Annotated in this window: 11 protein-coding genes; 8 read left to right on the forward strand and 3 right to left on the reverse strand. The window is 38.1% G+C overall.

The window, feature by feature from the left end:
* Window positions 1-23: 23 nt before the first annotated feature.
* Complete coding sequence (locus Q7P22_RS00620; RefSeq protein WP_303859618.1) at window positions 24-1,547, reverse strand: IS1182 family transposase; 1,524 nt, start codon at window positions 1,545-1,547, stop codon at window positions 24-26.
* Window positions 1,548-1,651: 104 nt separating this feature from the next.
* Window positions 1,652-2,293 carry a GTP-binding protein gene (locus Q7P22_RS00625; protein ID WP_303859619.1) on the reverse strand — a complete coding sequence of 214 codons (642 nt, stop codon included), beginning with the start codon at window positions 2,291-2,293 and terminating at the stop codon, window positions 1,652-1,654.
* Window positions 2,294-2,705: 412 nt separating this feature from the next.
* Here Q7P22_RS00625 and Q7P22_RS00630 point away from each other — a divergent pair, with 412 nt between their 5' ends.
* From Q7P22_RS00630 to Q7P22_RS00665, 8 genes are all read left to right on the forward strand, one after another.
* Window positions 2,706-3,743 (forward strand): iron ABC transporter permease, encoded by a 1,038-nt coding sequence (locus Q7P22_RS00630; protein WP_303859620.1) that lies wholly within the window; start codon window positions 2,706-2,708, stop codon window positions 3,741-3,743.
* On the forward strand, window positions 3,743-4,537 hold the full coding sequence (locus Q7P22_RS00635) for an ABC transporter ATP-binding protein (RefSeq protein ID WP_303859621.1): 795 nt from the start codon (window positions 3,743-3,745) through the stop codon (window positions 4,535-4,537). Before Q7P22_RS00630 ends, Q7P22_RS00635 begins: the two co-directional genes overlap by 1 nt.
* Window positions 4,538-4,550: 13 nt before the next feature.
* Complete coding sequence (locus Q7P22_RS00640) at window positions 4,551-5,630, forward strand: ABC transporter substrate-binding protein (RefSeq protein WP_303859622.1); 1,080 nt, start codon at window positions 4,551-4,553, stop codon at window positions 5,628-5,630.
* Between the two features lie 448 nt (window positions 5,631-6,078).
* The gene (locus Q7P22_RS00645; RefSeq protein ID WP_303859623.1) at window positions 6,079-6,912 is read left to right on the forward strand and encodes a DUF364 domain-containing protein; all 834 of its coding nucleotides are present in this window, start codon (window positions 6,079-6,081) and stop codon (window positions 6,910-6,912) included.
* Between the two features lie 2 nt (window positions 6,913-6,914).
* Window positions 6,915-8,126, forward strand: coding sequence for a molybdopterin molybdotransferase MoeA (locus tag Q7P22_RS00650; protein ID WP_303859624.1), 1,212 nt, complete (start codon window positions 6,915-6,917; stop codon window positions 8,124-8,126).
* A gap of 99 nt (window positions 8,127-8,225) precedes the next feature.
* Window positions 8,226-8,750, forward strand: a complete 525-nt coding sequence (locus tag Q7P22_RS00655; protein WP_303859625.1) for a nucleoside-triphosphatase — start codon at window positions 8,226-8,228, stop codon at window positions 8,748-8,750.
* Between the two features lie 65 nt (window positions 8,751-8,815).
* A complete protein-coding gene (locus tag Q7P22_RS00660) occupies window positions 8,816-9,235 on the forward strand; it encodes an iron chelate uptake ABC transporter family permease subunit (protein ID WP_303859626.1) in 420 nt (139 codons plus the stop codon).
* 163 nt (window positions 9,236-9,398) lie between these two features.
* Entirely contained in the window at window positions 9,399-10,271 is an 873-nt protein-coding gene (locus Q7P22_RS00665; protein WP_303859627.1) for an ABC transporter substrate-binding protein, read from the forward strand.
* Between the two features lie 139 nt (window positions 10,272-10,410).
* Here the strand turns inward: Q7P22_RS00665 and Q7P22_RS00670 are convergent, their stop codons facing one another.
* On the reverse strand, window positions 10,411-11,841 hold the full coding sequence (locus tag Q7P22_RS00670; RefSeq protein ID WP_303859628.1) for a transposase: 1,431 nt from the start codon (window positions 11,839-11,841) through the stop codon (window positions 10,411-10,413).
* Between the last annotated feature and the right edge of the window lie 131 nt (window positions 11,842-11,972).

The following is an 11,972-nucleotide window of genomic DNA, read 5'->3' on the forward strand; positions in this document are numbered from 1 at the left end:
CAGATTGTGTGAAAATAAGCTTTTTATGCCACGTTTGGACACGATAATATTACATTTTGAACCCATTTTTGTTTGTTTTTGGTGATATTCAAAAAATGTAGTAAAATACAGGCCTTGAAGTACTCCGTTAACTTCTTGGCTCCCATTAAATTTATTACTCTTTTTAAATTATAGACAAAAAAGTGCATAGAGGACTCAGCCTTCACTTTTTCATTACCTCGTAATAGAAAATATGAAAACCCCAGTTCTCTTTTTATTGTTCCAAATACATGTTCAACAATCATTTGCCTCTGTTTGTAGAGCTCTTTATTTTCAAAGTACCTTTCATCTGCACGTTCATATATTTCTTCTAAAGGTCCTCTTATTATCTGCCTACCTCGCTCTGCATTGGTACACTTCTTTTTTACAGGGCAGCTTCTGCATGCTTTATAGTTCGTATATTTTTTGTTTTTAGTACTTTCTTTGCTCTTGCAAGGTAACTTATGACCTTGTGGACATGTATATGAATTGTCTTCTCTGTTATATATGAACTTATCCTTCGAATATCCTTCTTCGCCATTAGGAGTAGCTAGTTTTGGTCTTGCTACAATAGTTGTCATATTGTGTTTTTCACATTCTTGTAGTTCTTCACCTGTATAGTATCCTTTATCTGCTAATACAATTAGTTCATCTTCTAAACTTAGTTCTAGTTCTTCTTTTGCTTTTGATGAAATATTATAAAGTTGACCTTGATCAGCTGGGCTACTGACAACATCTACAGCAACAACTAAATGGTGTTCGCTATCTACAGCTATTTGTACGTTGTGCGAAATATCTGTTCCATTATTGCTTGTACCCATATGTCTTGCATCTGGGTCTGTTATAGATATTTCACCTTCTTCTTCAATGCGTTTTCCAAGCTCAGTAAGCTCTTCTATTTTCTTTTTTGCGTCTGCTATCTTCGCAAGGATTTCTTCTTTAGATAATTTCACTGTCTCATTCGATTCGAAGTCGTCAGATGCAGCCAGTAGCTCCATATATTTATTTGCACTTTCCTCAAAGTGAGCAATCTGCTTTTTAACTTTTCCTTTTGTATAATTCTTTCTTCTAGAATTATTCGCTCTAAATTTGCTACCATCTACAGCAATCATCTCTTTACCATATAGGCCTAATTCTTTGCATATAGAAGAAAATTGCTTAAATAGATTTGTTAGGCTTTGTTTGTTGTCTTTTCGAAAATCTGCAATCGTCTTAAAATCAGGCTTTAAATTCTTTACTAGCCACATTACTTCTACATTTCGATGACATTCTTTTTCTAACTTCCTTGATGATCGAATGCCCTCGAAATATCCATAGGTATACAGCTTACACATATCCTTAGGATCATATGGCTTTCTTCCGGTCTTTTTAGGTGTAGCATATGTGAAGCCTAGCTTTTCCATGTCTAAGCTATCGATTAATGCATCAATTACTCTAACAGGATTATCATCAGCAATCTTATCATCATAGGATTCAGGTATGAAACCAACTTGATTTCTATTGAATTCTGTACGAATATATCTTGACATAACTACACCTCGAATTTCGACTTTTATAACTATATTATACTATATTTTTACTATTTGAGGTGTAGAAACCTTTGTTTTCACACAGTCTGCCGTCCCCATATGCCCTATATTTTTGTCTCGCCAGTGCAATAAGAGCAAACGGCAGCAGGAGTCGTAAATTTTAGTTTCATATCTTTGAGGGTATGGATATCTTGTGTTTGTCTCAGGTATTTCGACAGTAAAAACGTTCCCTGTCCTGTAATGCCATTGACAAAGATAATCTTTGCGGAAGAATTTACTTGTTTAATATTAAAGGCGAAGACTTCACGTTCTGCTTGAGATACAATATCCCCTTTCGTAACGACGACAATATCTGCAAACTTTAGCATAGGACCTATTTTTCGAGGGGTATTTATACCAGACAGATTGTCAATGACACAGATAGATAAAATGCCGTTAATATAAGGAGAGCAGCGATTGCAGAGTCCAGCACTTTCTGTAATCAGTATTTCAAAATCCGATTGGATTCCCCACTGGACGGCATCCTCGATATTGCTGACAAAAAAGTGATCGGGGCATATTTTTCCTGAAAAACCAGTTTCAACAGGGATACCTGCTTCCTCGTAACGCAAATTGTCAAAAGAAGTGAGGCAGTCAAATTTTACGACGCCAATATTGCCATTAGGCATGTCCATAGATTCAATTAATTTTATAATAACAGAGGTCTTCCCAGAAGATGGGGGACCCGCTACATTAATTAGTTTCATAAGCGTCTCCTTTAAGATTTTATAAAATCGTATATCTTACTCGCTATTGTTCATAGTGTATCATAAATAAAAAGTCAGAAACAAGGATGTGTTTTATGAAATTGTTCTATTGAAGCATTCAATGTTAGACGCTGAAACACAAGCAGTGGGTGCCCGTACATCTAGGTACTATTCGATATTTATTGACAAACAGATGAGGTCTAACTATAATAAATGTAAGCGATCTAAAACAAACTGAATTAAATTAAAGTGAACATATTACAATTATATCATATGTAATTACATATAAAAGCAATTTATGATATTTTGTAACCTTAATAAATTAAAAAAATAGTAGTATATATTATTACCTGTGACGGAGTATTCGTGCTTATTCATCGAGCATAAAAAATAGCACAGTAGGATGGAAAATATGAGATACATAGAAAAAACGGATTTCAAAAATAAGAATTTCATATTAAAGATATTAATGCTGCTTCTTTGCCTAGGCGCTTTAATTTTTGCATCTTTTTTAATTGGTAGGTACCAATTCACCTTAAGAACCTTGCTCGATATCTTTGCCTCTCGCTTTACAGAGGTAGAAAGATATTGGGAAAAGACACTAGAGGTAGTTATCTTGCAGGTACGCTTTCCTAGGATTATTTTGGCTGTCTTAGTAGGTGGCGCCTTATCTATTTCCGGAGCCTCTTATCAAACCCTATTCAAAAATCCAATGGTATCACCAGATATTCTAGGGGTATCAGCAGGGGCTGGTTTTGGGGCGGCATTGGCTATGATCAACGATGCAAACTGGATTGAAATTCAGCTTTGTGCTTTTGTTTTTGGGCTACTAGCCGTTTCAATTGCCTACATCATATCCCATGTTTTTGGGGGGCAGTCTATTACCATATTAGTACTTGCAGGAGTAGTCACATCCAGTTTTTTTCAGGCACTCTTATCTATCGTCAAAACACTTGCAGATACAGATAATGAGCTTCCCTCTATAACCTTTTGGCTTATGGGAAGCCTTAGCAGAGCTACTAATAGGGACGTGCTTATTATGTTGCCAGCCCTGTGCATTTCGCTTTTTCTATTGTACTTTTTTCGTCATCAGATCAATGCACTTTCTGCTGGCGAGGATGTGGTTCAGACAATGGGCGTCAATGTCCCATTAGTAAAACTAGTCATCGTCATCAGTTCCACTTTGATGACAGTAGTCTCTGTAGGCATATGTGGGATCATTGGGTGGATTGGCATGGTCATCCCTCATTTAGCTCGAATGATTACAGGGGCAGATTATAACAAGATGGCTTCTGTATCTTTTTTAGTAGGTGGTTTTTTCTTATTACTGGTGGATAATGTCATTCGAGGGGTAGAAAATGTCGAATTACCCCTAGGTGTATTAACTGCTCTTATTGGTACACCAGTATTTGTAATATTGCTTGGTAAGACAAGACAAGGGTGGAATTAATGTTAAAGGTTAAGAATCTTAGTTTTCACTATAACAAAGGAAGAGAAATCCTTTCGGATGTCTCTTTTGAATTACATAAAAATGATGTTTCATGCTTGCTAGGTTCCAACGGGACAGGTAAGACGACCTTATTGCGATGTTTGCTCGCCCTCAATAAAACGACAAAGGGCATCATTAAAATCAATGGGCAAGATATTTCGAAAGAATCTCCTAAGAAAAGGGCAAAATATATGGCCTATGTGCCACAAGCCTCTACCATGGCTTTTCCATATTTGGCAAAGGAAGTCGTACTCATGGGTCGAATCGCCCATTTAGGGCCAGGTGCCAGTCCAAACAATAGGGATCACAAGGTCTGCCGAGAGGTACTGGAGAATCTAGGGATTTATCATTTGGCAGAGAAAGTCTTTAATCAAATGAGTGGTGGGGAGCGACAGATGTTTTTGGTAGCTAGGGCAATGGTACAGCAAGCTCAAATTCTCGTTATGGACGAGCCTACAGCCAATTTAGACTATAGCAATCAAGTGAAAATCCTTCAAATTATCAAACAATTATCAGAAGAAGGGTATTCCATCCTGATGACGTCCCATTTTCCGGACCACGCCTTTTTATCCTGCAATAAAGTAATGCTTATGAAGGGGGGGAAAATTATTGAGATCGGAAAACCCGAAGATGCAGTCACTACTCAGAATCTAAGCAATTTATATGACACTCGTGTATGCGTAGCAGATGTAGAGCTTTGTCAAGAGGATATCACAACAAAAGTTTGTGTTCCTATAATGAAGAAAGCAAAATAAGGGGGAAATGTACATGAAAAAGATGAAAAGAATGGGTAGGGTAGCTTCTCTATTTATGGTATTGTTCCTATTGTTATCCTTTGCAGTAGGATGTTCTCAACCGGCTTCTAATACACCAGATGAAACAGGAACAGATCAACAGACGCCTGATACAAGCAAAACTGTTACAGATATGTCGGGCAGAGAGGTCACCATCGAAGGTGAAATAGAAACCATTGGAACCTTTGGGGCCATTGGCGTATTAAATGCCTTCGTAGAATTAATGGGGGATGGGGATAAGATCATCAATGAAATGTCTCCTAGGTTTACAGAGGGAGGCAAGTGGAAGTACCAATACGTATTTGCCCCACAAATTGCTGATGGACCTGTTTTTGAGGATGGCAGTGGTGAAATTCAAATCGAAACCGTTCTAGAAACGGCACCAGATCTTTGTCTTACAATGAGCAAAGATGTAATACCACTATTGGAAGAGAAGGGTCTGACAGTTCTTTACTTGGAGTGGGAAGACTTATCTGATATAGAAGTCGCTGTCAATCTGCTAGGTGATGTTTTAAATAGACAAGATGTAGCAAAAGACTATTTAAAGTACTTTGATGAAAAGGTTGCAGAAGCAGAAGAGCTGACAAAAGACCTTGCTGAAGCAGATAAGAAAACGGTTCTTTACGGAAATGTATCAACTTATACTCAGCCTCATATTATTGCAGAATGGTGGATTGTAGCAGCAGGTGGCATCAGCGTAACGGATAATGACAGAGATAGCGATAGTTACGAATATACCGCAGAGGATCTCCTGGCATGGAATCCAGATGTGATGATTACAACTAGTGGAAAAATGGGCGAAGAACTAAAAGCAGATGAACGATTAAAAGATATAACGGCCATTCAAGAAGATGTCATTTACCCTGTTCCAACGGTAGCTCATGTTTGGGGTAATCGTACAGTAGAACAGCCTCTGACGATTATGTGGGCAATGAACAAGATTTACCCAGAAATAATGACTACTGATATGTTAAAAGAAGAGATCTCTTATTTCTATAGTCACTTCTTCAAAACAGATTTGACAGACGAACAAATTACAGAAATCATAGGATAAACACAATCTGTTCCTAGGGAGCCTATATGAAATATAGGGTTCTCTAGGACTATTTTTGATTTGATGAAAGTGTAACTTTTGTTTTATGATTTTGCTTTAATCATTTTCATATATTTAGAAAATTTTATAGCAGAAAGCGAAAAAGGGAAATTTTGCTCGCCAAAGGCGAGGTAATGTTCTTGAATAGGAAAGTTCTACTTTATATATATATTTTTTGCTCAAAATTTTTACTTATGATTAGTAAATCTAATAGCAGAAAGAGGAAAGAGGAAAAATGCTATAATGCTCCTAGAGGGAGCAAAATAACCCAATTTACTGCTTTCGTCATCCTGAGCGCTAGCGAAGGATCTTTGACCCAAAAGGAATACCCAAAGCTTTTACTTAGAACTTACAACGTACAACTTAGAACTAATGCGCCAGAGGCGTATTCATGTGAGGAGGATACCCAATGAACAATGGAATATTTGCTGAAACCATAGAACATGTAAAAGAAATACTAGGGGAGGATACCCTAGAAAAGATGACTGTAGAGCGGGCTGTACTAGGCTTGTTTTTTTCTGGTGTAAAATTAAGCGATGGTCATGGGGGGCTTTGTTTTACCCCAATAAAAGAAATACCAGAAGCCGTTTGTTGTCCCAGTTCAGCAAAGGCAATGCCTCTATCAGGTCGCTTATCTGGACGAAGCGTAAAATCTTATTTAGAGGATATTTTTAGTGACAATGTACTTAAAAAGACTTTGGGAATTGCTACGCTAAATGCTTTGAGTTCTTCTTGTTGGGACAAGATGAAGGACAAGGGTTATGAAATTCAAATGGGAATTGATACCTTTGACGATATTGAGCTCCAAGATAAAGAAAAAACCGTGGTAGTGGGAGCCCTGACACCTATGTTGAAAAAGTTAATTGCAGCAAATGCAGACTTTAACGTCTTAGAAATGGATTCATCCACACTAAAGTCACATGAAATGCCGTATTTTATGCAAGCCAATAGAGCGGGAGAAGTAGTACCCCAGGCAGATTTGCTCGTCATTACAGGAACGACACTGATCAATGACACTCTCGAAGGGCTCCTCTCTATGGCAAAACCAGGTGCAGAAATCGTCGTAACAGGACCAACAGTCAGCATGCTGCCGGATGCTTTTTTCTTCCGTGGCGTGACAAGCCTTGGTGGGATTGTGGTCACAGATGCAGATGCTTTGTTAGATATCATTAGTGAAGGTGGGTCAGGATACCACTTTTTTGGGAAATTTGCAGACCGATCGGTCATTAAAAGTGAGGAATAATTATGAGCTTAAATGAACGTTTATTTGTGACAAGGGCGCAGGCTGTGGAGGCCTTATTCTCAAGGTGGAGTCCAGAGAAAAGGACCCAAAGGATACCAATTCAGGAAGCTCTAGGTAGGGTTACATCAATAGATGTTTATTCGAAAAACACCCTTCCTGTATATCGCTCATCAAAATGCGATGGCATTGCTGTTCGTTCAAAGGATTTTGAAGAGGGAATCCCCGACACGAAAGATTGGAAAAAAGGAATCGACTTTGTTCAAGCGGATACAGGGGATGATTTTGATGATGAATTCGATGCAGTTATTCCCATTGAAAACGTTTCTTATGATGGAGAGGGGCGTTTGGAACTTTCTTCTAAGATAAACGTAGTTCCTGGTGCCCGTATTAAAAATAAGGGAGAAACGGTAGTTAAAGGCGACCTGCTTGTAAAAGCCCATACCGTTCTTCAGCCCCCTCATCTATGCGTACTGGCAACGGGAGGATATGAGCAAGTAGAAGTCTATGATAGACCCAAGGTAGCCTATATTCCAACAGGAAGTGAATTAGTGCCTCTAGGAACGAAACCTAATCGAGGGCAAAATATAGAATCTAATGGAATAATGGTTCAAAGTGCAGTAGAACAATGGGGAGGAGAACTCATCACCTACCCTATTGTAAAAGATCATGTGGAATCTCTAAGGGAAACCTTGATGGAGGCTATTTCTACCGCAGATATGGTAATCATTAACGGTGGTTCAGCTAAGGGAGAAGAAGACTATAATGGGAGTCTTGTGGCAGAAGAGTCCAGCTGGATACAGCATGGTGTTTTCTGCGTACCTGGAAGACCGGCAGCCTTAGCAATGATTCAAGATAAACCGGTAATCAATATGCCAGGACCACCTTTGGCATGTTTTAGCCTTTTGGATTGGTGTATCATCCCAATGGTACGTAGATTTTTACAATTACCTGCTCCTATTCGTCCTAAAGTAAAAGCCGTACTACAAGATGAAATCAACAAGCCAGGGCCCTACGAGTTTTATGGACGCATTGAGTTAAGAAGGAAAGCAGATAAATTTGTAGCCCATGTCCTAACCTTTGATTATAATTTTCCAGACATGATGTCCAGATGTAACGGGCTCTTTATTGCACCTATAGGCAGACAAAAGTTTCTACCAGGAGAGGAAATCCTCGTGGAGTTATTGTGTGGTGAAGAATTTATCCCATATGACTAATGCGTAGGGGCGAACAGTGTTCGCTCGCTTAAGGGAACAACTTATTCTACAGGATTTGTAAAGAAGAAGTGCCAGAACGATTAGAGAGGAGTATGGTAGATGCATGTCTTTCTAACAGGTGAAATACAAATAGGAAAAAGCACGGTCATCAATAAGACGATTGCTTTAGTAAATAAAAACATAGGAGGTTTTCAAACCTACTTCGGTCCAGATAGAGGACTTCCCAATAGGCGATTGTATCTGAACTCGGCTGCAAAATCTAAGATTATCCGTGAAGAAAATGCAGTAGTTCAATTTAGAGAAGGAGAAATCCCTTTGGCACAAAGTGAAAAATTTGATACTTATGGGGCAAAGATCATTCGGGACGCTAGAAAAGAATCAAATTTGATTATAATGGATGAATGCGGAAATCTGGAGCGCCAAGCGATCTTATTTCAACGTGAAATCCTAGATACTTTAGATGGAAATATTCCAATTCTCGGCATTATCAAACAAGATAGTAGTGGATGGACAGATTGCATAAGAAATCATCCAAGGGTGAGGATTATTACGGTTACAAAGGAAAATCGAAACGAGCTCCCAATGATTATTGAAGATTACATACTGAAGGGTGAAGATTACTAAATAGTTAGTTTGTCATGTTGTATAGAAGGTTTTGTTTTGTTAATTTGGAAAGGTAGAGGATGAAAATGAAAAGTGCAAATAAAAAAAGAATGATTATTCTTGGGCTTATGGTTCTGCTTGTTTTTACAATCTTTCTCTCTTTTCGATTTGGACGATACCCTATTGCCACAAAAGAATTAATAGGAATTCTCGCTTCCAAAATCTTTCCCATAGATTCATTCTGGACAGTACGCACCGAGACCGTGTTTTTCAATATACGTTTGCCACGAATTCTCTTATCCGTTTTAGTTGGCGCTTCCCTTTCAGCAGCAGGGGCAGCCTATCAAGGTGTTTTTCAAAATCCCATGGCGGCTCCCGACGTATTGGGGGCTTCAGCTGGAGCGGCATTTGGGGCTGCCCTTGCCATCCTTCATTATAGTAATAGTTATATGATTACCATAAGTGCCTTTTGCTTTAGCCTTTTAACCGAGGGGGAATTAGAATGAAAAAGAAGTTACTTTCCATGTTACTCGTAGTGTTATTGTTGTTATCTATGACAGCTGGGTGTAACAACAGCCAACCAAGCAGCACAGATGCAGACCACAACAGGACGTAGTAAACGAGGAAAAAACCACTAGTTTTACCGATTCGGCAGGACGAGAAGTAGAGGTGCCAGCCAATATTACAAAAATTGTACCATCTGGATCCTTGGCACAAATCGTATTATTTGCTTTAGCACCAGATATGTTTGTTGGACTATCAGGAGAATGGGACCCAAGTGCAGAAGAGTACATAGAGACGGCATACTATGAACTTCCAGTTTTAGGTCAATTTTATGGAAAAGATGATCTCAATCTTGAAGAAATAGCAAAGGTAGATCCTCAAATAATCATCGATGTTGGAGAATCCAAGTCCTCTATTGTAGAAGATATGGATGGTATATCGGAGCAAGTAGGAATACCCACTGTGCATATTGAAGCTACAACCGATACTATGGGAGAAGCCTATAGGACATTAGGTAAGCTTCTAGGTAGAGAAAAAGAAGCAGAAGCACTGGCAGAGTATTGTGACAAGGCAAATGCCGATACGAAAGATCTAATGGATAAGATGGGCGAAGATGGAAAGGTAGATTTGATTTATAGTACTGGAGAGGATGGCCTCAGTGTACTAGCAAAAGACTCTTTCCATGCGGAGATTATTGACAAAGTCAGTAATAATATCGCTGTTGTAGATGATATTTCCAGCAAAGGCAGTGGAAATCCTGTAGATATGGAACAAATTATTACGTGGGATCCTGATGTGATCATTTTGGCTCCCAATAGCGCCTATAGTTCTGTAGGGGAAGACGAAACATGGCAACAATTAAAGGCCATTAAAAATGGAAACTACTATGAGGTACCATCAGGTCCTTATAATTGGATGGGTTTTCCACCTTCTGTCAATCGCTATATGGGTATGATCTGGATTACTCAATTGCTCTATCCAGAAGAAGCAGGATATGATACAGGTAGGCATTTGCGGAATAGGCAAATTATAATGTAAATATTTAGGAAACTCACGTATAAAGAATTTTTCCAGAAAAATTTAGGTAGAAATCAGTTTTTTATTCAAGTTCTATACCATAGTTTTCAAAAAGGGTAAATTTAATAAACCTTCATAATAAGGATTTTAAATTTATCCTTTATGCTATTAAAGGCTTTAAGCTTCTAATCAATTCGTAGTCGTTCATCTTATCCGCTAGTATCACTGTAATGAGCTGAGTAATACCAGCTAGTAACATATCCGATTTTATTGTGGCTAAGTTTCTCGTTTTAGGATTGCCACAACCCATAGGCTCTTTGAAATGGTTGATTGTTCTTTCAATCACAGCCCGGTTTTTGTAAACACTTGACCATGAGTCGGTATCTCTCACTGTACCAGGATACATTCGTAAATCTCGGTTAATAGGAACATTTACAGTCCTGCCTTCTCGTGAAGGAGTGCAAGGATTTTGGCAGTAACACACTGGATTTTTTCCTTTGTAGTGAGTATCAGGGCAAATGAATTTTAATCTTGTACGAGTCTTGTCATAATTAATACCTTTAAACTTAAAGGCCTTCGTAGCGTCACGAGGGCATACTGGCCAACCAGATTCATTAAAAGCAGGGTCTGCTATATCCTCTGACTTTGGACTTTTTCTAAGAGGAATAAATGCTTTTTTAAAATGACATTCCTTTAGTAAAAAAGGATAAATCTTATACGTGTCGAAAGCAGCGTCTCCTAAAAATACTTCTGGCTTAATCTTTGGATGTAGAGCTAAAAAGTTTGAAATTACAGGCTTTAAGGATTTGCTATCGTCAACTGTCTTTTCATTTTCAGGATCGTCTTCCATGACTTCTAGTTCAAGCTCTGGATTTTCTACTTTGAATTTACGATCAAAACAAGTAATATCCCTTACAATGCCTAACCCATTTGTAAGAATCCCAAATTTATAGGCATAGCAGAACTTGCCATTAGCATACATTCTTCTTATTTCGTCATTAACAGAGGATACTTTAGGCATTCTAGAATAAGCGATATTATGTATGTGATCGTTTGACTTATCTTTGTTCGAGGCTTTGACCTGTCGAATAATTTTGTTTAAGAACTTATCATTATTTTCAGCAACATATGTTTCAATACCTGTGGTATCATAAATCAACATAGAAGCGAGATTCTTATCAATACGTTCACATATGGGTTCAGTGAGATCAACAAGTTCATGAAACATCTCTTCAAGCTGTGGAACAAAATCCTGTTTAAAGCGAGTAAACTGAGCATCATCAGGAACACTTTCAATGCCACAAAACTCACGGAGTTCTTTTGAAAACTGAAGAAAGATGCGAAGTAGTGCTATTGTTGGAATACCAAAGATTTTCTGTAAGAGAAAAATGCTTAACATGGACCACAAAGAGTATTTACGATGACATCCCAATGCGTTATAATAAGAGGTATAGAACGAAAATGGAATCAATGATTTTAAATCAAGATATTCATCAAGCAACTGTAAAAATTTAGGTTTATCATTTAGAAGTAGTACATTACATTCATTAAAAGTTTCAAAAAGAGAGAGTTGTTTACATTGGTTTTTCATTGTCTAGTCACCTTTCAATCGTAGGATTTTGTGTGGTAACTTAATTTTACACGATTTCATGGGGACGGACAACTGAAATACAAAGAGCAAAGCCTTCATATCGTTGGCTTTGCTCTTTCTGCAATTATCTA

Origin of the sequence: Alkalibaculum bacchi, assembly GCF_937875145.1 — a bacterium.
Lineage (GTDB): Bacteria > Bacillota > Clostridia > Eubacteriales > Alkalibacteraceae > Alkalibaculum > Alkalibaculum bacchi_A.

Excerpts from the sequence above, each read along its gene's own strand:
- Q7P22_RS00635 (WP_303859621.1), top strand. The coding sequence starts at position 3,743 with ATGTTAAAGGTTAAGAATCTTAGTTTTCACTATAACAAAGGAAGAGAA.
- Q7P22_RS00630 (WP_303859620.1), top strand. The coding sequence starts at position 2,706 with ATGAGATACATAGAAAAAACGGATTTCAAAAATAAGAATTTCATATTA.
- Q7P22_RS00625 (WP_303859619.1), bottom strand. The coding sequence starts at position 2,293 with ATGAAACTAATTAATGTAGCGGGTCCCCCATCTTCTGGGAAGACCTCT.
- Q7P22_RS00655 (WP_303859625.1), top strand. The coding sequence starts at position 8,226 with ATGCATGTCTTTCTAACAGGTGAAATACAAATAGGAAAAAGCACGGTC.
- Q7P22_RS00660 (WP_303859626.1), top strand. The coding sequence starts at position 8,816 with ATGAAAAGTGCAAATAAAAAAAGAATGATTATTCTTGGGCTTATGGTT.
- Q7P22_RS00645 (WP_303859623.1), top strand. The coding sequence starts at position 6,079 with ATGAACAATGGAATATTTGCTGAAACCATAGAACATGTAAAAGAAATA.
- Q7P22_RS00670 (WP_303859628.1), bottom strand. The coding sequence starts at position 11,841 with ATGAAAAACCAATGTAAACAACTCTCTCTTTTTGAAACTTTTAATGAA.
- Q7P22_RS00640 (WP_303859622.1), top strand. The coding sequence starts at position 4,551 with ATGAAAAAGATGAAAAGAATGGGTAGGGTAGCTTCTCTATTTATGGTA.
- Q7P22_RS00650 (WP_303859624.1), top strand. The coding sequence starts at position 6,915 with ATGAGCTTAAATGAACGTTTATTTGTGACAAGGGCGCAGGCTGTGGAG.
- Q7P22_RS00620 (WP_303859618.1), bottom strand. The coding sequence starts at position 1,547 with ATGTCAAGATATATTCGTACAGAATTCAATAGAAATCAAGTTGGTTTC.